This window comes from Kitasatospora sp. SolWspMP-SS2h, from assembly GCF_003259315.1.
GTDB lineage: Bacteria > Actinomycetota > Actinomycetes > Streptomycetales > Streptomycetaceae > Kitasatospora > Kitasatospora fiedleri.
Map to the genome: position 1 here is coordinate 80,889 of NZ_QLLT01000012.1, position 19,859 is coordinate 100,747.

Annotated in this window: 18 protein-coding genes; 6 read left to right on the forward strand and 12 right to left on the reverse strand. The window is 76.0% G+C overall.

Features of this window, described 5'->3' with window-relative positions; all coding sequences use genetic code 11:
• Positions 1 to 2: 2 nt before the first annotated feature.
• The 9 genes from K353_RS16535 to K353_RS16575 all read right to left on the reverse strand — a co-directional run bounded on the left by K353_RS16535 (position 3) and on the right by K353_RS16575 (position 11,901).
• Positions 3 to 1,172 carry an acyl-CoA dehydrogenase family protein gene (locus K353_RS16535; protein WP_111554356.1) on the reverse strand — a complete coding sequence of 390 codons (1,170 nt, stop codon included), beginning with the start codon at positions 1,170 to 1,172 and terminating at the stop codon, positions 3 to 5.
• A gap of 40 nt (positions 1,173 to 1,212) precedes the next feature.
• Positions 1,213 to 2,406 (reverse strand): acyl-CoA dehydrogenase family protein, encoded by a 1,194-nt coding sequence (locus K353_RS16540; protein ID WP_111554357.1) that lies wholly within the window; start codon positions 2,404 to 2,406, stop codon positions 1,213 to 1,215.
• The gene (locus tag K353_RS16545) at positions 2,403 to 3,719 is read right to left on the reverse strand and encodes an acetyl-CoA carboxylase biotin carboxylase subunit family protein (protein WP_111554358.1); all 1,317 of its coding nucleotides are present in this window, start codon (positions 3,717 to 3,719) and stop codon (positions 2,403 to 2,405) included. Before K353_RS16545 ends, K353_RS16540 begins: the two co-directional genes overlap by 4 nt.
• Entirely contained in the window at positions 3,716 to 4,999 is a 1,284-nt protein-coding gene (locus tag K353_RS16550) for an ATP-grasp domain-containing protein (RefSeq protein WP_111554359.1), read from the reverse strand. The genes K353_RS16545 and K353_RS16550 overlap by 4 nt, the downstream gene beginning before the upstream one ends.
• Positions 4,996 to 6,267, reverse strand: coding sequence for an MFS transporter (locus K353_RS16555; protein WP_111554360.1), 1,272 nt, complete (start codon positions 6,265 to 6,267; stop codon positions 4,996 to 4,998). The genes K353_RS16550 and K353_RS16555 overlap by 4 nt, the downstream gene beginning before the upstream one ends.
• Complete coding sequence (locus K353_RS16560) at positions 6,264 to 7,427, reverse strand: FAD-binding oxidoreductase (protein ID WP_233533629.1); 1,164 nt, start codon at positions 7,425 to 7,427, stop codon at positions 6,264 to 6,266. Before K353_RS16560 ends, K353_RS16555 begins: the two co-directional genes overlap by 4 nt.
• Complete coding sequence (locus K353_RS16565; protein WP_111554361.1) at positions 7,424 to 8,971, reverse strand: class I tRNA ligase family protein; 1,548 nt, start codon at positions 8,969 to 8,971, stop codon at positions 7,424 to 7,426. The genes K353_RS16560 and K353_RS16565 overlap by 4 nt, the downstream gene beginning before the upstream one ends.
• Positions 8,971 to 10,251: a lysine N(6)-hydroxylase/L-ornithine N(5)-oxygenase family protein gene (locus K353_RS16570; protein WP_111554362.1), complete on the reverse strand. Its 1,281-nt coding sequence runs from the start codon at positions 10,249 to 10,251 to the stop codon at positions 8,971 to 8,973. Before K353_RS16570 ends, K353_RS16565 begins: the two co-directional genes overlap by 1 nt.
• A gap of 246 nt (positions 10,252 to 10,497) precedes the next feature.
• A complete protein-coding gene (locus tag K353_RS16575; protein WP_111554363.1) occupies positions 10,498 to 11,901 on the reverse strand; it encodes a hypothetical protein in 1,404 nt (467 codons plus the stop codon).
• Between the two features lie 388 nt (positions 11,902 to 12,289).
• Between K353_RS16575 and hemC the strand changes: the two genes are divergently transcribed.
• Together hemC and K353_RS16585 are read left to right on the forward strand one after the other, a co-directional pair.
• Complete coding sequence (gene hemC, locus K353_RS16580; protein ID WP_111554364.1) at positions 12,290 to 13,216, forward strand: hydroxymethylbilane synthase; 927 nt, start codon at positions 12,290 to 12,292, stop codon at positions 13,214 to 13,216.
• Positions 13,217 to 13,284: 68 nt separating this feature from the next.
• Positions 13,285 to 14,031: an SDR family NAD(P)-dependent oxidoreductase gene (locus tag K353_RS16585; RefSeq protein WP_111554365.1), complete on the forward strand. Its 747-nt coding sequence runs from the start codon at positions 13,285 to 13,287 to the stop codon at positions 14,029 to 14,031.
• Between the two features lie 66 nt (positions 14,032 to 14,097).
• On the opposite strand, the gene K353_RS16590 is transcribed toward K353_RS16585, so the two are convergent.
• Positions 14,098 to 14,517, reverse strand: a complete 420-nt coding sequence (locus K353_RS16590) for a VOC family protein (protein WP_111554366.1) — start codon at positions 14,515 to 14,517, stop codon at positions 14,098 to 14,100.
• A 76-nt stretch (positions 14,518 to 14,593) separates the two neighbouring features.
• Positions 14,594 to 15,409, reverse strand: coding sequence for a UbiA family prenyltransferase (locus K353_RS16595; protein WP_233533630.1), 816 nt, complete (start codon positions 15,407 to 15,409; stop codon positions 14,594 to 14,596).
• Positions 15,410 to 15,957: 548 nt separating this feature from the next.
• On the opposite strand from K353_RS16595, the gene K353_RS16600 reads away from it, so the two are divergent.
• The 4 genes from K353_RS16600 (at position 15,958) to K353_RS16615 (ending at position 18,922) form a co-directional block, all read left to right on the forward strand.
• Positions 15,958 to 17,022 (forward strand): type III polyketide synthase, encoded by a 1,065-nt coding sequence (locus tag K353_RS16600; protein ID WP_111554368.1) that lies wholly within the window; start codon positions 15,958 to 15,960, stop codon positions 17,020 to 17,022.
• Positions 17,023 to 17,028: 6 nt separating this feature from the next.
• Positions 17,029 to 17,547: an isoprenylcysteine carboxyl methyltransferase family protein gene (locus K353_RS16605; RefSeq protein WP_111554369.1), complete on the forward strand. Its 519-nt coding sequence runs from the start codon at positions 17,029 to 17,031 to the stop codon at positions 17,545 to 17,547.
• A complete protein-coding gene (locus tag K353_RS16610) occupies positions 17,544 to 18,572 on the forward strand; it encodes an NAD(P)/FAD-dependent oxidoreductase (protein WP_111554370.1) in 1,029 nt (342 codons plus the stop codon). The genes K353_RS16605 and K353_RS16610 overlap by 4 nt, the downstream gene beginning before the upstream one ends.
• A 116-nt stretch (positions 18,573 to 18,688) precedes the next feature.
• Positions 18,689 to 18,922, forward strand: coding sequence for a hypothetical protein (locus tag K353_RS16615; protein ID WP_111554371.1), 234 nt, complete (start codon positions 18,689 to 18,691; stop codon positions 18,920 to 18,922).
• A gap of 15 nt (positions 18,923 to 18,937) precedes the next feature.
• Here K353_RS16615 and K353_RS16620 read toward each other — a convergent pair whose 3' ends face one another.
• Entirely contained in the window at positions 18,938 to 19,816 is an 879-nt protein-coding gene (locus K353_RS16620; protein WP_111554372.1) for a LysR substrate-binding domain-containing protein, read from the reverse strand.
• Positions 19,817 to 19,859 lie beyond the last annotated feature (43 nt).

Genomic DNA, 19,859 nt, shown 5'->3' on the forward strand with positions numbered 1-19,859 from the left:
GCTCAGACCAGGCCGAGGCTGATGCCGAACTCCGGCTCGGAGCCCAGCAGGTAGGCCCCGGCGGACTGCAGGATGCGGTCCTGGGCGACCAGGTGCTGGACGAGCACGGTGGTGTCGCGCAGCCAGCGGTCCATCGGCGAGGAGCGGTTGATCGACCAGGTCTGGAGCAGGTCGTAGAGCCGGGCGACCACGTCGCGGGAGCTGCGGAAGGCGTGCAGCCAGGACAGCGGGGAGGCCGCCCGCTCGGTCGGGGTGAGGTCGCCCAGGGTGCCGCCGGCCGCCAGCACCGCCCACTGCCGGCGCATCGCGCCGTACACGCCCTCCCGGGTGGCGTTGAACTCGGCTTCCAGCCGGGCGAGTTCGGTCTGCACCCGCCAGCTGTCGGCCCAGCTGCGGCCGGCCATCCGGTCGTAGCGGGTGGTGGCCACCTCGCGGGCGTGGTCGAGGGCGGCGCGGGCCACCCCGAGCGGGACGCCGCACATCGCCCGGGTGAAGGAGTCGGGCTGGGCGAGCGGGCCGGGGCGGCCCTGCGGGGTGGCGAAGGTGTAGGTGTGCTCCTCGGGGACGAACACGTCGTCCATCGTGTAGTCGCAACTGCCGCTGCCGCACAGGCCGGTGGTGTCCCAGTTGTCGACCACCTCGACGGCGGAGCGGGGCACCAGGAACTGCCGGGAGTCGTGCCGGTGCTTGCTGCCGGGCTCGGCCCAGGGCTCGCCGTCCTGGTAGAGGAAGGCCCCGGAGGTCACCCAGTCGGCGTGCTTGACGCCGGAGCCGAACGACCAGCGTCCGCTGAGCCGGAAGCCGCCGGGGACCCGCTCGGCCCGGCCGGCGGGCTGGAGCAGTCCGGCCACCACCAGGTCCGGGCGCGGGAAGACCTCCTTGGCGACGGTCTGGTCCAGGAAGTTGGCGTAGATGCCGGTGTTGGCGCCGATCACCGCGCACCAGGCGGCCGAGGCGTCGCCGTACGCGAGCGCCTCCACCACCTCGGTCTGCTCCATCGAGGTGAGTCCGGGGCCGCCCCACTCGGGGCCGTAGCACATGCCGAACACGCCGGTGGCGCGCAGCAGTTCGACCACCTCGGCGGGCAGGGTGCGGTTGGCCTCGATCTCCGGGGCCTTCTCCCGCAGCACCGGCGCCAGCTCCTTCGCCCGGCGCAGGATCTCCGATGTCATCGCGTCACTTCTCCTTCTCTGTCGGGGGTGGGGCGTCGGGTCAGGTGGAGAGGCCGAGGCTGATCCGGAACAGCGGCGGCCGGCCGAGCAGGTAGGCGCCGACCGACTCCAGCACCGCGTCCTGGGCGGTGAGGTTCTGGCACATCACGGCGGTGTCGCGCAGCCAGCGGTCCATCGGCGAGGAGCGGTTGATCGACCAGGTCTGGAGCAGGTCGTAGAGCCGGACCACGACGGCCCGGGAGGTGCGGAAGGCGTGCAGCCAGGCGAGCGGGGAGGCGGCCCGCTCGGTCGGGGTGAGGTCGTCCAGGGTGCCGCCGGCCGCCAGCACCTCCCACTGCCGCCGGGCCGCCCCGTACACGCCCTCCCGTGCGGCGTGGAACTCGGCCTCGCAGCGCGCGAGTTCGGTCTGCACCCGCCAGCTGTCGGCCCAGCTGCGGCCGGCCATCCGGTCGTAGCGGGCGGTGGCCGTCTCGCGGGCGTGGTCGAGGGCGGCGCGGGCCACCCCGAGCGGGACGCCGCACAGGGCGCGCATGAAGGAGTCGGGCTGGGCGAGCGGGCCCGGGGTGCCGCGGACCTCCCAGAAGGTGAAGGTGTGCTCCTCGGGGACGAACACCCCGTCCATCGTGTAGTCGCAGCTGCCGGTCCCGCGCAGGCCGGTGGTGTCCCAGTTCTCGACCACCTCGACGGCGGAGCGCGGCACCAGGAACTGCCGGGAGTCGTGGGCGTGCGGGCTGCCGGGCTCGGCCCAGGGCTCGCCGTCCTGGAACAGGAAGGCCCCGGAGGTCACCCAGTCGCTGTGCTTGATCCCGGAGCCGAACGACCAGCGCCCGCTGAGCCGGAAGCCGCCGGGGACCCGCTCGGCCCGGCCGGCCGGGGCGAGCACGCCCGCGGTGATCAGGTCCAGGTCGGGGTAGACGTCCTTGACCACGGACTGGTGCAGGAAGTTGGCCAGCAGGCCGCTGTTGGCGCCGATCACCGCGCACCAGGCGGCCGAGGCGTCGCCGTACGCGAGCGCCTCCACCACCTCCAGCTGCTCGATCGAGGTGAGTTCCGGGCCGCCCCGGGCGCGGGCGAAGCACATCCGGAACACGCCGGTGGCGCGCAGCAGTTCGACCACCTCGGCGGGCAGGGTGCGGTTGGCCTCGATCTCCGGGGCCTTCTCCCGCAGCACCGGCGCCAGCTCCTTGGCACGGCGCAGGATCTCGGCGGCGTCCAGGGCCGCGGCGGCGCTCACCGGTCCACGTCCAGCAGTCCGGCGGGCATCGCGAACGGGGCCTGCGGGTCGGCCGGGCCGACCTCGGAGACCCGGGTCTCGACCAGCTCGGCGGCGGCGGCCAGCCGCTGCTCGCAGGCGGCGAGGCTGTCGGCCTCACACACCACGAAGGAGTGCCGGGCCAGGTAGCCGCCGGGGGGCAGCCGCAGCACGGTGCCGGTCGGGGCCATCGGCGCGGCGTGCAGCAGGCCGGGCGCGTCGCCGGGCTTGGGGAGGGTCAACTCCTCCAGCCGGCAGTCCTGTTCGGGGCAGCCGAAGCGGATGCCGGCCACCGCGGCGCGGCTCGGGGCGGTCCGCGGGCGGCGGCCGACCGCGACGTCGAACAGCACCTCGCCGGGCTCGATGCCGGTGGCGATCCGGCCCAGCAGCGGGATCAGGTCGCCGCCGAGCCGGCCGTTGACCTCGATGATCAGCGGTCCGCGCGGGGTGAGCCGCAGCTCGGTGTGGGTGATGCCGTCCTCGACGCCGAGCGCCCGGTGCGCGTCGGCCAGCACGGCCAGCAGCGCGGGGTCGGCGAGCAGCGGGTCGGCGGCGTCGACGATGTGGCCGACCTCCTCGAAGTACGGCTCGTCGCTGCTGTACTTGCGGGCCAGGAACAGCGGCAGGTACTCGCCCCGGTGGACGGCGCCGTCCACGCTGATCTCCGGCCCGCCCGCGTACTCCTCGACGATCACGCTGGCCCGGTACGGCCCGGGGTCGACCCGGCTGGCGGACAGCGCGGTGTCGAACGCCGCGTCGAGCTCGCCCTCGTCGGCGGCGAAGACCACGCCGATGCTGGCGCCCATGGCGCGCGGCTTGAGCACCACCGGGTAGCCGATCCGGGCGGCGGCGGCGCGGGCCTCCGCCAGGTCGGTGGTGAGCGCGAAGCCGGGCTGGCGCAGTCCGGCGGCGGTGAGCACGGTGCGGGTGCGGTCCTTGTCGCGCACGCCGCGCACGCCGCGCTCGGACAGGCCGGGGACGCCGAGTTCGGCGGCCAGCAGGCCGGCGTCCAGCACCAGCGGCTCGTCCCAGCAGAGCAGGCCGACGATGTTCCGGCGGGCGGCGATCTCCCGGACGGTGGCGTTCATGGTGGCGGTGTCGAAGACGTCGGCCACCACGATCTCGTCGAAGTACTCGCGCTGCCAGGTCGGCCGCAGGTTGTTGACCAGCAGCAGTTCCAGTCCGGAGGCGCGGGCCCGGCGGCTCATCGGGCCGACCAGGTACTCGCGGTACTCCTTCAGTCCGCTGCCGATCACCAGCAGCGTGCCGGGTGTTGCTTCCTGACGTTCCGTCATGATTCCTCCGCTGCGCGGGAGTCGAGGTCGAACCGGACCAGTGCGGCGGCCTCGTCGGCCAGCCGCCGGGCCTCGGCGGGGGTGTCGGCGAGGGCCGTGACGATGCCGACCCGGTCCCAGGAGCTGCGCAGTCCGGCGGCGCGGTGGCCGGGGGCGATGCCGACCACGGCCAGTTGCACGCCCTCGGCGGCGGCGGCCGCGTCCAGGCCGTGCACGGCGGTGACGGTGCCGGGCCGGTCGGGGGCCAGGAAGGCGGCGGCGGTGGCCCGTTCGGCCTTGGCGGGCAGCGGGCCGGGGTCGTCGCCGCGCATCAGCGCGTAGTAGGCGCGGGTGAGGTCGACCGGGTAGGCGGCCTCGATCAGGTCGGTGATCGAGTCGCCGGGCAGCCGTCCGGCGCACTCGACCAGCACCGGGACGCCGTCGGCGAGGATCCACTCGCAGTGCAGCACGCCGGTGCCGAAGCCGACGGCGGCGGCCAGCCGTTCGGTCTCGGCGGCCAGCAGTTCGCAGGTGTCCGGCGGCAGTTCGGCCGGGACGGTGTGCCCGGCCTCGATCGGGTACCGGCCGGGGTAGAGCAGCTTGCCGGTGGTGTTGGCGAACACCGGGCGCCCGCCGGAGACCAGCATCTCGACGCTGAACTCCGGCCCCTGGACGTACTCCTCGGCCAGCATGGCGGCCGCGATCGGCCGGTCCGGGACGAACACGCCCTCGTCCTGGGCCTGCCCGAACGCCCAGGCCGCCTCGACCTCCTCCGGCCCGCGCACCACCAGGGTGCCGACCGAGGCCTGCCGGTTGGCGGGCTTGAGCACCGCCGGGCCGGGGTGCCGGGCCAGGAAGCCGGCCAGCTCGGCGGCGTCGGCGACCGGCTCGCTGGCCGGGTTGGCGATCCCGGCGGCAGCCGCGACCACCCGCAACTGGTGCTTGTCGCGCAGCAGTTGGGCCGCGCCCAGACCGGCCCCGGGCAGCCCGTAGCGCTCGGCGAGCCGGGCCGCGAACGGCACCGCGTACTCGACGGCGGGGATCACCGCGACCGGGTCGAGCCCGGGGTGGGCGGCGAAGAAGGCGTCCGCCCGGCCCGGCAGGTGGTACTCCCACTCGATCAGCCCGCGGGCGTAGTCGATGCCTTCGACGGCCTCGGCGAGGTGCCGCTTGCGGGCGACGTCCGGCTCCTCGACGTAGACCACCGAGCCGGTCTCCTGGAAGGCGGCCACGGCGGGCACCGCGAAGGCCACGTAGCCGACGATCAGCACCGGGCCGGCGGGGGCGGGGCGGGCGTTCATACGGTCTCCTCCACGGGTTCCGGGTCGGTGTCCCGGCGCTCGGCGTCCGCCGGGCCCGCCCGGTGCTTGATGCCGAGCAGCGCGAGCACCCCGGCCAGGCCGTTGACCAGCGCCATCAGCACCCAGAACCCGGCGTGCAGCCTGGTCCAGGCCCAGACGCCGAACAGCGGTCCGACCGCCGAGGCCAGCCCGGCCGCGGCCTGCATGGTGGCCAGGTAGCGGGCCTTGGCCGCGGCCGGGAAGGTCGCCGGGTGGGCGAACATGCTGGGCCCGGCGATCATCAGGCCGCTGACCGCGAGCACCGCGCCGAACAGCACGAACGCCCCGGAGTGCACGGCCAGCCCGTAGGCGGCCAGGCCGAGCGAGTTGACCAGGTGGCCGACGCCGACCGCCAGGTGGGTGGGGATGCGGGTGATGTACGCGGTGATCTTCAGCTCGCAGGTGATCAGCACCAGCGAGGAGGCGGTCAGCACCGCGCTGTACAGCCAGGTCGGGTAGCCGTCGTGGACGATCTCCAGCGGCAGCGAGATCGAGGACTGCACGTAGGCGACCGTCCCGAGCACCACCGCGGCCAGGTAGGCCAGGTACGCCCGGTCCCGGAGCATCGCCGCGTACGCCGCCCGGCCGCCGGAGCGCCGCTCGGACTTCGCCTGCGGGGTCGGCTCGGGCACCTGGTGCCGGGGCAGCAGCCGGTGGGCGAGCAGCGCGTAGACCAGGGTGGTGGCGCCGTCCAGCCAGAACAGCAGGTCCCAGTCGAGCAGGATGACGCCCGCGGCGATCAGCGGGGCGAGCGCCGCGCCGGTGTTCAGCGCGATCCGCATCATGGAGAACGCCATCACCTGGTAGCGCTCCGGCATCAGGTCGCTGAGCAGCACCGAGGCGGCCGGCCGGTACGCCTGGGCGCACAGCCCGGCCAGCGCGATCGCCACCAGCAGCACCGGGACCCGCCCGGGCCGGGCCAGCAGCGGCAGCACCGCGACCAGCGGCGCGGAGCAGGCCATCGCCGCGACGATCGCGGTGCGCGCCCCGAGCCGGTGGGTGATCTCCCCGCCGAGCACGGTGCCGAACACGGTGCCCAGGCTGTAGGCGGCCAGCGCCAGGCCCGCGGTGCCGTCGGACATCCCCCGGTGCGTCAGGTACAGCACCAGGAAGGTCTGGACGAACGCGCCGAGCTGGTTGACCAGGACGCCGCCGAGCAGGTAGCGGACGGTGGCCGGGGTGGCCCGGAGCGTATCGAGGACCCCGATCGGTGGCCCTTCGTCGGTCATGCCGCCTCCCTCACTGCCTCGGCGATGCGCTCCGCGACCAGCGGAGCGGTGGAGAACCCGCTGCCGCCGCAGGCGGCGCGGGTCCACAGGCCCGGGGAGACCCGGGCCAGCAGCGGGCCGCCGGTGGCGGCGTCCGCGGTGTAGTGGCAGACCCGGACGCCCGCCACGGGGTAGCGCTCCAGGTCGGGCAGGACGCCCTCGGCGGCCAGCCGGTCCAGGTACGGGCGCTGGTCCTCGCCGCCGCTGTCGGTGTCCGCGACGGGGCGGCACACCGTGTCGGAGCTGAGCTTGAGCAGGGTGCCCGCGCCGGGCGGCAGCACCCAGCCGCGGCCCTCGCGGCCGAGGCCGCCCGCGGTGGGGGCGGTGTCCCAGCGGTCGCCGCCGGCCGGCCGGCCCAGGTAGAGCATGGTCTGCCGGTACAGGGTGACGGGGCTGTCGGCGAGCCGGCGCGTCCACGGGCCGCCGGCCAGCAGGGCCAGGTCGCCGCGGAGCACCTCGCCGGTGTCCAGCACGATCCGCCCGGAGCCGGTGAACACCGAGCGGACGGTGCTGTGCGGGCGCAGCGCCACCCCCGGCCGGGCGGTCAGCCAGCGGACGGCGGCGCGCAGCACCCGGTCGGCGAGCAGCACGCCGCCGGTGCGCTCGCGCACCCCGACGGTGCCGGGCGGCAGGCCCAGCGGCGGGAGGTCGACCGGCGCGGGCAGGTCGACCGGGACGCCCGCCCGCCCGGCCGCGGCGAGCAGTTCGTCGAGGCGGTCCGCGGGGTGGGCGGTCAGGACCCCGACCCGGCGGTACAGCGCGGTGCCGAGCAGGGTCTCCAGCTCCTCCCAGTGGCGGTGCGCGGCGAGCCGGCGGGCGGTGCCGTCGGGGTCGCCGGGCAGCAGGGTGCGCAGGGCGCGGTGCTGGTCGTGCGAGGTGGCGTCGGGGTTGGGCAGCGGGCCGCGCTCCAGCACGGTGACCCGGTGCCCGGCCCGGGCGCAGGCGACGGCGGTGAGCAGCCCGGTGACGCCCGCGCCGACCACCAGCACGTGGGCGGCGGCGCTGCCGGTGGTGCCGCCGTCCGCGCTGCCCGCGCTGCCGGTGGTGCCGCCGTCCGCCCGGGCGGTGCCGCCCGTCCCGCCGGTGGTGCCGCTGTCCGCCCGGGCGGCGGCGGTGCTCACCGTCCGCCGCCGCGCACGCGGGTCGCCAGCCGGGGCAGGGCGCGGGGCAGGGCGGTGGTGGCGGTCGGTTCGGCGGGGATGGCGGGGTCGGGCAGGGCCTCGGCCCCGAGGTCGACCAGCAGCGGGGCGGCGCAGCGCAGGAACAGGTCGAGTTCGTGCCAGAAGTCGCCCGCGTCCGCGTCGGTGACCTCCCAGCGGTCGAGCCGGCCGAGCTGTTCGGTGAGGGTGAACGCGGCGGCGCTGAGGCTGAAGCGGCGCGGGCGCAGGGCGGCCGCGAAGCGTTCGGCGATCAGGGCGGCGGCGTGCCGGGAGCGGTCGCTGACCGGCAGCGGGCCGCGGTCGAGGTACGCCTCGGCCTTGGCGGCGACCCGGTTCCACGGTTCGACCAGGCGCTGGCCGCAGACCCGGTCCATGGCGGCGCGGGTGAAGTTGGTGCGCTGGAAGTCCGGTCCGGTGACGGCCAGGTAGTAGCGGGCCAGGTCGCGCGGGACTTCGGCGGTGAGCTGGCGTCCGGTGACGACGTGGCCGCGGCTGGTGGAGAACTTGTCGCTGTCGAGCTCGTAGAACTCGTTGGTGACGAAGTGCGCGGGCAGGGCGAGGCCGCCGAGGGCCAGCAGCATGGCGGTGCCGGCCAGCGCGAAGGCGAAGCTGGCGTCGGAGCCGAAGAAGTAGACCACTTCGGGTCCGGCCTCCAACGCCCAGTGCCGTTCCTCGTCGCCGGGCACCTCGCCGCGCGACTCGGCGGCCAGTGCGATGGCGTGCAGGCTCCAGGCGACCGTCTCGGTGTCGGAGTACAGCACCTGGCCGGGGGTCTCGGCGAACGGGGCGGGGATGCCCCAGTCGATCGGCAGGGTGATCGGGTAGTCGGGCAGCCGGCGGGCCATCAGCTCCTCGACCAGTTGGGCGAGCCGGGGCCGCATGGTGGGGGCGAGCCGGGCGAAGTGGCTGGCGAGGGCGGCCCGGTGCTCCTCCAGCGGCAGGACCAGGACCTCCTTCTCCCGCAGTTCGACCGGGAGTTCGGGGTGCCGGGTGGAGCGCGGGCCGAGCAGTTCGCCGGAGGCGATCCAGTGGCCGCAGTTCTCGCACAGCCCGGCGCAGCCCTCGGCCAGGCAGACCGGGCAGCCGCCGCGGACGTAGGCGTCGGTGAGGTACTCGCCGGTGGCCGGCAGGTACGGGAAGCGCACCTTGCGCAGCCGCAGGTGCCCCTCGCCGTGCAGCCGCTCGAAGAAGGTGCGGACGGTCTTCAGGTAGCGCTCGTCGAAGCGGACGAAGCCGTCGGGGACGATGCCGGCCGCGGCCAGGGTGGCCTCGACCTGTTCGGCGGCGCGCAGCCGCAGTTCCTCGGGGGCCTCGCCGAGCCGGCGGGCGGTGGTGACGATGTAGTTCTGGGTGAAGTGGACGCCGGTGCCGAACAGGCTGTCGCGGCCGGTGGCGCGGGCGTAGCGGGCGCAGACGTCGGCGGAGAGGAACGGCCCGGCCAGGTGGCCCAGGTGCAGGTCACCGTTGGCGGTGGGGCCGGGGGCGATCACCAGCAGCGCGGCCATCAGCGGGCACCGGCCGGGGCGAGGCCGTGGCGCTCCAGCAGGTCGCCGGTGATGTCGCGGGCCCGGTGGGCGAGCACGCTGATCAGCGAGTCGGCGATGCCGTGGGTGGCCTCGTTGACGCCCTGGAGGTAGAGCGCGGCGTCGGTGCCGGTGCCCAGGTCGACCCGGTAGTCGCGGCTGACGGTGACATCGGACAGGCCGGTCTTCCCGGTCAGCTCCCGGACCAGGGACGGCATCCGGCTGTCGTAGCCGGTGCCGAGCAGGACCAGGTCGCAGCGGAGTTCGGTGACCTTGCCGGTGCGCCGGTCGCGCAGGTCGAGGACCACCTCGCCGTCCTCCTCGCGGGCGGCGAGCACCTCGGTCATCGCCCGGACCTCGGCCCGGCCGGTGCCGATCATCTTCTCCCGGTAGAGCAGCATGTACAGCTCGTCCAGGAACGGCGGGGCGAGGGCCGCGTAGTTGGTGAACCGCATCTCGTCGAGGAGCTGGGCGCGGGTCTCGGCGGGGGCGTCGAAGAACTCGTCGACGAAGGACGGGTAGAACAGCTCATTGACGAACTTGCTGGTCTGGTAGTTCTGCAGGCCGATCGAGCGGACCAGCATGGTGACGGTGGAGTTCGGCAGGTTCTCGTACAGCGCCATGAACATCTCGGCGGCGCTCTGCGCGCCGCCGACCACCACGGTGCGCAGCGGGGCGTCCTTGTCGACGGCGTTGATCCGGCTGCGGAAGCGGGCGCTGTGGATGAGCTTCTCGGCGGGCAGGTCGGCGAAGACCTCCGGGATGTGCATGTCGCGCCCGGCGCCGACGACCAGGTCGCGGCAGCGGACGGTGTCGCCGTCGGCGAGGGTGACCTGCCAGCCGATCAGCCGGCCGTCGGCGTCGTGGCGCGGCTCGGTGGCGGTGACCCGGGCGTCGTAGCGGATGCGCACCTTCTCCAGCGAGCGGGCCACCCACTGGAGGTAGTCGGAGAACTCCCAGCGGTGCGGGTGGAAGGTGCCCAGGTTGATGAACTGGTCGAGCCGGTCGTGCTGGTGCAGGAAGTTGAGGAACGAGAAGCGGCTGCGCGGGTCGCGCAGCGTCACCAGGTCCTTCAGGAAGGACACCTGGCTGCGGGCCCAGGGCATCAGCAGGTCGCGCTGCCACTTGATGTCCGGGGCCTGCTCCAGCAGCAGGGTGCGCTCGGCCAGTTCGGCCGATCCGCTCTCCTCGATCGCGGCGGCGAGGGCCAGGTTCGCCGGGCCGGCGCCGATCGCCAGTACGCCCACCTCTAGGTCAGCCACATTCTCCCCCTCGGGAATTCGGTCGAACTCGGTTGAACTCGGTTTCGTCCAGGGCCGGTTGTCGTGTCGGCAGCGCGGCGTCGTCGTGTCGGCATCGCGGCGTGGTCGCGGCGTCGTCGCGTCGAGGAATCTAGGAAGCCGGGCTTCCCGGGGGGTAGGGCGCGTTTCCCGGCGGCGGGGGAAATTCCGGACGGGAACGCCGGAGGGGCCCCGGGGGAGCTTCCCCCGGGGCCCCTCCGGCGTTCCCTACTTGCGGGTGATGCGCAGCACGCCGGTCTCGGTGCCCTGGTAGAGGGTGCCGTCGGGCGCGGTGGTGCCGGTCATCTGGAGCGGGTTGTACAGCAGTCCGATGCCGAAGGCGGTGCTGGTGAGCTTGGCGCCGGTGGCCGGGTCGATCACGGCGTGCGCGTAGGTGGCGAAGGTCTGCGCGCCGATCGAGTCGGTCGGGCCGCTGACGGTGGCGGTGTAGATCAGGTTGTCGCCGAGCGAGAGCCGGGGCAGCGCCGCCGACTTGACGTCGCTCTCCCAGACGGTGGCGCAGCCGGTGCCGCTCCCGTTCAGGTCGATCCGGGCCAGGCCGCCCTGGTAGGAGGCCGAGGACGGGACGCTGGCGGGCGCGCCCTCGGGCAGCGCCGGGTACGGGTAGCCGTAGGTGTTGGTGACGAACACGCTGCGGCCGGAGGCGATCACCGCGTCCTCGGTGCCGCTGGCGGCCCACTTGGTGAGCACTGGCGTGGTGCAGACCGGCGCCGGTCCGGCGTCGACCCTGTAGACCAGCAGGTTCTCGTGCGGGGCGGCGTTGTCGGTGAGGGCGACGTACTCGGTGCCGTCGCCGGGACCGAAGAAGCTGGGCGTGGCGCCGGTGCCCCAGCTGAGCTGGCCGGGCTTGCGGCCGGGGCCGCGGTCGTAGGGGGCGCGCCACTGCACGACGGGCGTGCCGTCGGCGGCCTGGCCGAGCAGGTAGAGGGCGTGGTCGGTGGCGACGGCGGTGTGGCCGGGGACGGTGGAGATGCTGTTGGCGACGCCCTCGCCGGTGGCCAGGGTGCGCACCGCGCCGGTGGCGGTGTCGGCGGTGCCGATCACGCCGCCGCCTGTGGCGAACCACACCCTGCCGTCCCAGCCGGGGCTGAGGCCGACGATGTTGTCGCCGGACGGGACGGCGCCGGCCAGCGGGGTGCTCTGGTCGACGGTCAACTGCCAGCCGCTGCCCGCCCGGTGGTGGCCGATCCGGAGCAGGTTGTCGTTGCCGTCGACTCCCACCAGCCGGTCGTCCTGGTCCAGGTAGGCGTACACGCCGCCGAACAGCGCGCCCTTGGGCAGCTCCAGCGAGGCGAGGTCCTTGCCGCTGGCCGGGTCGAGCAGGTGCACGGTCGGGGTCTGGCCGAAGATCGTGGTGCAGAGCGCGACGGGGTAGCCGTCCCGGCCGACGGTGACGGTCGGGCAGGCCGAGGCGAGCGCGGTGCGGCTCCAGTTGACGGCGCCGGTGCCGGGCCCGGCGTACGGGGTGGTGTCGCTGGACGCCGAGTCGCCGTGCATGCCGGCGTTGCCGTTCGGGGCGGTCGCCGGGTTCTGCGGCGGCAGCGGCCCGAAGGCGGTGGCGGCGAGCGCGGCGGCCAGGGCGAGGGCGGGGAGCAGCAGTCGTGAGCGCATGGCAGGTCCTTGTTCCGGGAGTCGGACGTGTTCCGCCGGGAGCGGAAGGGGAGGACGCCGAACGGCACCGGGGCAGGAAGGCGCGGAGCCGCTCGGCGGAGTGCGTGAGCGGCCCTCGGCAGGAGGGAGGGGAACGGGCCGCGTCAGCCGACGCGGCGACACCCCGTCGTGGTGGCACGGCCATGGTCGACATGGCGGCGGCTCACCAGCAGGGTCATGTCAGGCACCCTAGCGCCGGCACCCCGCCCCCCGCCGCCCCCGTCCCACCCCTCGGACGGCCCCGTCCCCCGCCTCCCGTCCCGGTGCTTCCCGACATTCGGTCGGAAACCGGACCGCTCGCGCGGCGCTAACATACCGTCAGAGTGAGCGTTCCCGACGGGAGTTGACGATGGTCGAACTGGTGGTGGGGTCGCGCGCCAGCCAGCTGGCGCGGGCCCAGGTCAAGGAGTTCCTCGCCCCGCTGCGCGAGCGCTTCCCGGACGTCGTGTTCCGCCACCGGGTGATCCTGGAGGACGGCGACCTCGACCGGAAGTCCGACCTGCGCGCGGTCTCCGAACGCGGCGGCGGCGCCGCGTTCGCCGGACGGCAGGCCGCCGCCCTGCTCGGCGGCGAGGTCGACGTGGTCGTCCACTCCCTCAAGGACCTGCCCACCGCCGACCCCGACGGCCTGGTGCTGCTCCCCTCCCCGCCGCGCGCCGACGTCCGGGACGCCCTGTGCGGGGCCGCCCTCGCCGGCCTCCCGGCCGGTGCCCGGGTCGGCACCTCCGCCGCCCGCCGGATCGCCCAACTCCTGCACGTGCGGCCCGACCTGGCCCCCGAGCGGATCCGCGGCAACGTCCCGACCCGGCTGGCCCGGCTGCGCACCCTGGACGCGGTCGTCGTGGCCGCGGCCGGCCTGCACCGGCTCGGCCGCGCCGGGGAGGCCGCCGAGTTCCTCCCGCTCGACCGCTTCCCGCCCAGCCCCGGGCAGGGCGCCCTCGGCATCCAGGTCCGCGCCGACGACGCCGGGACCCGCGAACTGCTCGCCGGCACCGGCGACCCCGGCACCGACGCCGAGGTCCGCGCCGAACGCGCCATGCTCGCCGAACTCCACGGCGGCTGCTCCGTCCCGGTCGGCGCCCTCGCCACCACCGCCGACGGCATCCTCACCCTGCACGGCCAGATCACCTCCCCCTGCGGCACCCGGCAGATCGAGGCCCGCCTCTCCGGCACCCCCGTCGGCCCCGAGAAGCTCGGCCGCGCGGTGGCCGGCCTGCTCCTCGACCAGGACGCCGAGACCCTGCTGCGCGGACCGCGCCCGCGCCCGCTCGCCTGAACGGGCGCCGGAACGCACCGACCGATTGCCGCCAGCGCCCGGCGCCCGCCCGGACGAAGCTCGACGCCATGGACAGCAACCGACTCGAAGGACACGTCGCCCTGGTGACCGGCGGCAGCCGGGGCATCGGCGCCGCCATCGCGCTGCGGCTCGCCGCGGAGGGCGCCGACGTCGCCCTGACCTACCGCCAGGACACCGAACGGGCCGAACAGGTGGCCCGGGAGATCGAGGGACTGGGCCGCCGGGCCCTGGCGATCCGGGCCGACAGCGCGGACGAGGCGGCCCTGACCGGCGCGGTGGCCCGCACCGTGCGCACGCTCGGCCGGCTGGACGTGCTGGTCGGCAACGCGGCCGCCTTCCCCACCGGCCCGCTGGACGGGGTCGGCACGGCGCAGCTCGACGCCGTCCTGGCCGTCAACGTCCGCGCCCCGTTTCTGCTGGCCCGGGCCGCCGCGGCGCACCTGCCGGCGGGCGGCCGGATCATCGGCATCGGCAGCAACATCGCCGACCGGGTCCCCTTCCCCGGCCTCGCCCTGTACGCGATGACCAAGACCGCCCTGGTCGGCCTGACCAAGGGCCTGGCCCGCGAACTCGGCCCGCGCGGCATCACCGTCAACCTGGTCCACCCCGGCCCGACCGACACCGACGCCAACCCCGCCGACGGCCCCGGCGCCAGCGCGATCAGCGGCCTCACCGCCCTCGGCCGCTACGCCGCCCCCGCCGAGATCGCCGCCACCGTCGCCCACCTGGCCGGGCCCGACGCCGGGTACGTCACCGGCGCGGTGATCGCGGTGGACGGCGGTTTCTCGGCCTGACCGCCCCGGCGCGGAGCGGGCGGTCCGATGCGGGCGGCCCAGCGCGGAGCGGGCGGCCCGGCGCGGTCAGAGCACCAGGTCGTCGTGCTCGTCGAAGATCCAGCCGTCCTCGTACAGCACCTCGAACAGGTGGCCGTCGGGGTCGGTGAAGTACCCGCTGTGTCCCCAGGGGTTCGGGCCGGCCGGGCGGGTGACGGCGGCGCCCAGCTCGGCGGCCCGGGCCATGACCCGGTACACCTCGTCGGCGCTGCGGGCCACGTACGCCAGGGCGAAACCGGCGAAGCCGCCCGGCCCCCGGTCGGGCAGCCCGGCGTCGGCCGCGAAGTCCGCCCGGGACTGGAACCCGACCGCGACGCCGCCCAGTTCGAACAGCGCGAACCCGTCCGAGCCCGCCGCGGACCGCCGCCAGCCCAGCTCCTGGTAGAACGCCACCGAGGCGGCGACGTCGCGCACCCCGAGCAGGATCAGGTTGAGTCGCTGTCGCACTGTCTTCCTCCGGTGGCCGTGTCCGGCGCGCCATCCTGCCACCCGCCGCCGACAGCCCCGCCCGGCGCCCGCGGGCTCAACCGCGCAGCCCGCCCCCGAGCAGCAGCAGGCCGAGCGCCAGCGCCGCCGCCGCGATCACCGCCAGGAAGGGGGCGCGGCTGCGGGGCGGGGCGAGCAGGGTGGCCAGGGCGGGCGGGGCGGTGACGGCGAGGGCGGGCCAGCCGGGGGCGAGCAGCAGGGCGGCGGCGGTCGCGGCGAGGACGGCGACGGCCGCCGAGGCGCGGCGGCCCATCCGCTGGGGCAGGCCGCGGATGCCGGCGGCGCGGTCCGCGACCAGGTCGGGCAGCACGTTGGCGAAGTGCCCGGCGACACCGAGCAGCGCGCCCGCACCGAGCACCCCGGGGGCGGGCCACGGCCGTCCGGGCAGGGCGAGCGTCACGAACGCCGGCAGCAGCGCGAAGGCCACCGCGTACGGGAGCCAGGACCAGACGGTCGCCTTCAGCCGCAGGTTGTACGCCCAGCCCGCGGCCACCGCCGCCAGGTGGACCGCCGCCGCGGCCACCCCGCAGGCCGCCGAGAGCAGCACGCAGCAGACCACCGCCCAGCGGGTGGCCCCGGCGACCTGCCCCGCCGTCACCTCCGCCGCGGCGAGCGGCTTGTCGGGCCGCCCCGCGTCCGCGTCCCGCCGCCGGTCGATCAGGTCGTTGCTCCAGCCGATCGACAGCTGCCCGGCGGCGACCGCACCGGCGGTGAGCACCGTGCCGAGCGCGCCGCGCCCGGCCTCCGCGGCCATCGCGGCGGCCAGGGCGGTCACGGCGGCGGAGGGCGCGGGGTGGCAGGCGCGCAGCAGCGCCCCCATCCGGGCCCGGGACACCACCGCTGCGCTGCTCACACCGGCCAGGCTAGGCGGTGCGCGGCGGATCGCCGCCGAGGACATGAGCGAATCGTCAAGATCCGCCCTGGGAAAGGCGGTTCACCCGCCCGGCGCGGCCCGGCGGATGACACACTCCCCCGGCCCGTCCACGGCCGCCCGAGCCCGCTCAGGCCCGCCCGCGGAAGGAGGACCCGGCGGCGCGGAGCCCCGGCCCCGGCGCTGCCCCGCCGACCGCCCGGCTGCTGCCGCCACCGCCACCGCCACCGCTGCCGCTGCCGCGCCGCGCCCGGCGGGCGGGCGGGCGGCCGGTGACCGGGCGGCGGCCCCGGGTGCGGGTCGTCGGTGCGGTGCTGCTGACGCTCCGGCCGCACCCGCCCGTCGGCACGCACCACCCGCCGGCCCGCTCCCCCCTCGCCCCACGGCTCCGTCGTCCCCGCCCGCGGGTTGGTCCCGCCGGCAGTGGCGGCCCGCGACCGGGCCCCGGAGTTGACGCTCCGTCACCGACCGGGACGCGCCCGGCCGGGCGAATTGCCCGGTTCTCTCCGGATCTTCCCTATTCTGGGCCGGTGACGCGGATCGCGGCTGTGCACGGAGTGCTCCCGGCCCACCGCTACGGGCAGCGGGAGTTGGCCGGAGCGGTGGCGGCGCTGCGCCCGGGCGCCGGGCAGGCGGGGGCGTTGGCGGAGCGGTTCTTCGCGGGGTCGGGGGTGGAGTTCCGGCACCTGGCGTTCCCGCTGGAGCGCTACCCGGAGCTGGGCGGTTTCGGCCGGGCCAACGACGCCTGGCTGACGGCCGCCGCCGAACTCGCCGAGCGGGCCGCCGCGCAGGCCCTGGACGAGGCCGAAATCCCCTCCCAGCGGGTCGACTTCGTGGTCTCCACCACGGTCACGGGCATCGCGGTCCCGTCCCTGGAGGCCCGGTTGGCGTCCCGGCTGGGGCTGCGCGAGGACGTCCGGCGGCTGCCGCTGTTCGGGCTGGGCTGCGCGGGCGGGGCGGCGGGGGTCGCGGCGGTGGACGACCTGCTGGCGGGCCGTCCGGACGGGGTGGCGCTGCTGCTGGCCACCGAGCTGTGCTCGCTGACGCTCCGGCGCGCCGACACCTCGGCGGCGAACCTGCTGGCCACGGCCCTGTTCGGGGACGGCGCGGGCGCGCTGGTCGCGGTCGGCGACGCGGCCGGTGCCGCGCTCGGCTGCGCGGGGCCCGAGGTGGTGGCGACCCGCAGCCGGCTGTACCCGGGCACCGAGCGGCTGCTCGGCTGGGAGGTCGGCGACTCCGGGTTCGGCATCCTGCTGGGCGCCGAACTCCCCGAGCTGGTACGGCTGCACGTGGGCGAGGAGGTGGCGTCCTTCCTGGCCGCGCACGACCTCAAGCCGGGCGATGTGACGGCCTGGATCTGCCACCCGGGCGGCCCCCGGGTGCTGGACGTGCTGGAGGAGGAACTCGGCCTGCCCGCCACCGCGCTGGCCCCGAGCCGGGCCTCGCTGGCGCGCTGCGGCAACCTCTCCTCGGCGTCCGTGCTGCACATCCTGCGGGACGTGCTCGCGGCCGGCCCGCCGCCGCCCGGCTCGTACGGGCTGATGCTGGCGCTCGGGCCCGGCTTCGCCTCCGAACTCGTCCTCCTGCGCTGGTAGTCGAAGATGATCCCCTACACCGTCCTGATCGCGCTGGTCGCCGTGGAGCGGCTGGCGGAACTGCTGGTCGCCCGCCGCAACGCCGTCTGGAGCCTGGCCCGGGGCGGCGTCGAGTACGGGCGGGGGCACTACCCGGCGATGGTGGTGCTGCACACCGCGCTGCTGGCCGGCTGCCTGCTCGAAGTCCGGTACGCGGGGCGGCCGTTCCTGCCCGCGCTGGGCTGGCCGATGCTGGCGCTGGCGCTGGGCGCGCAGGGGCTGCGCTGGTGGTGCATCCGGACGCTGGGGCCGCGCTGGAACACCCGGGTGATCGTGGTGCCGGGCCTGCCGCTGGTCTCCGGCGGCCCGTACCGGTGGCTGCGGCACCCCAACTACCTGGCGGTGGTGGTCGAGGGCTTCGCGCTGCCGCTGGTGCACACCGCGTGGGCCACCGCGCTCTGCTTCACGGTGCTGGACGCCTGGCTGCTGGCCACCCGGCTGCGCTGCGAGGACGCCGCGCTGACCCGCTGCCGGGTGGCCGGGTGATCGACCTGCTGGTGGTCGGCGGCGGCCCGGCCGGGCTGGCCACCGCGATCCACGCCGCCCGCGCGGGGCTGGCCACCACCGTCCTGGAGCCGCGGCCGACGCCGATCGACAAGGCGTGCGGCGAGGGCCTGATGCCGGGCGCGGTGCGGGCCCTGGAGCGGCTGGGCGTCGAGGTCGGGGGCCGCCCGTTCGCGGGCATCCGCTACCTGTCCGCGGACGGCGCCCGCACCGCCGAGGCCCGCTTCCGCACCGGGCACGGCCTGGGCGTGCGCCGCACCGCCCTGCACGCCGCGCTCGCCGCCCGCGCCGAACAGCTCGGCGTCCACCGCCGCACCGCCCGGGCCGACGGCCTGCGGCTGGGCCAAGACTCGATCACCGTCGGCGAGTTGACCGCCCGCCACCTGGTCGCGGCGGACGGCCTGCACTCCCCCGTCCGCCGCGCGCTCGGCCTGCACCTGCCCGCCCCCGGTCGGCACCCGGCCAGGTACGGGCAGCGGCGGCACTTCGCGGTCCGGCCGTGGAGCGACCTGGTCGAGGTGCACTGGTCGCGGCACGCCGAGGCGTACGTCACGCCGGTCGCGGACGGGACGGTCGGGGTCGCCGTGCTCGGCACCGCCCGCCTCCCGTTCGACCGCCAACTCGCCTCCTTCCCGGCCCTGCTGGACCGCCTCGGCGACGCCCCGGCCGGCCCGGTCCGGGGCGCGGGCCCCCTGCGGCAGCGGGCCGGGGCCCGGGTGCACGGCCGGGTCCTGCTGGTCGGCGACGCGGCCGGCTACCTGGACGCCCTGACCGGCGAGGGCGTCGCCCTCGCCCTGGCCTCCGCCGAGGCCGCCGTCCGCTGCCTCACCACCGGCCGCCCCGCCGCCTACGAACGCGCCTGGCACCGCGCCACCCGCCCCTACCGCTTCCTCACCTCCGCCCTCCTGACCACCCGCCACCACCCCTGGCTGGGCCCCCGCATCGTCCCCCTCGCCGCCACCCTCCCCCCGCTCTTCCGCACCGCCGTCAACCTCCTGGCCCGCTGACCCGGACCGGGCCGACGGGTCGGGCGGCCTGCCCGGGGAACCGCCCTTCGCACCGGACCGGCGACGCGGGGTGACGCCGACGGGCCGTTGGGCGGGGGGCGCGGGACACTGGGGGTATGAGCGAGTCCGGAGACATATTCCGCCCGCCGGTCGTGGTCCGCCCGCCGACCCGCGGGGTGCGGTCGTACCGGCGGGTGGAGATCTACGGGCGGACGGTGGGGCGGGCGACCGGGCCGGAGGAGGTGGTGGAGCTGATCCGGCGGGCGGGGGTCGCGGAGCCGGACCTGGACGATCCGGACCTGGTGGGGTGGCGAGGCGGGGACCGGACGGTGTGGGGGCGGGCGGTGTGAGGCGGTCGTGGCGGGTCAGGGGGCGGGGAGGGCGCGGAGGTAGGCGCGGACCGCTCCGGAGGTCTCGTCGGGGCGGCCGATAACCAGCAGGTCCGGCCCCGGTGCGGTTCCGTGCAGGGGGCGGTAGACGAGGCCGGGCAGGGTGATCCGTTCGGTGGCGGCGGGGACGAGGGCCACGCCGGCGCCGGCCGAGGCGAGGGCGAGGACACCGAGGGTGCTGCCGACCACCCGGACCCGGGCGCGGTCCTGCTCGGCGGCGGGCCGGATCCGGGACAGGACGGTCTCGTCCTCCTCGCGGCCGGCGAAGACGATGAGGTCGTGGGCGGCCAGCGCGGCGGCGGTGACCGTGGCGGCGGAGGCCAGTTCGTGGTCGGAGCGCAGGGCGACGGAGAGCGGGGTGGGCGCGCGGCGGACGACCCGCAGGCCGTCGGCGTCGCCGAGGGCGAGGTCGGGGCAGTAGCCGAGGTCGAGCGTGCCGTCGCGCACCGCCTGGACCTGGGCGGCGGGCGGGAGCTCGGTCAGGGCGAGTCCGACCCGGGGGTGGGCCAGCCGGAAGCCGTGCAGGTCGTCGGGGAGGACGCCCTGGAGGACGGCGACGCCGGAGAAGCCGATCCGCACCGTCCCGGTCTCGCCGCGCACGGACTGCCGGGCGGTCCGCAGGGCCCGGTCGGCCTGGGCCAGGGTGCGGCGGGCCGCGGGGAGCAGCAGTTCGCCGGCCTCGGTGAGTTCGACGCTCCGGCTGGTCCTGGTGAACAGCCGCCCGCCCACCTCGCGCTCCAGGGCCTGCACCTGAGCGCTGAGGGTGGACTGGGTGACGTTCAGCCGGGCGGCGGCCCGGCCGAAGTGCCGCTCGTCGGCGACGGCGACGAAGTAGCGCAGGTGCCGCAGTTCCACGGCCCGCCCTCCCGTCCATCGTCCGCGGCGATCGTTCGATCGT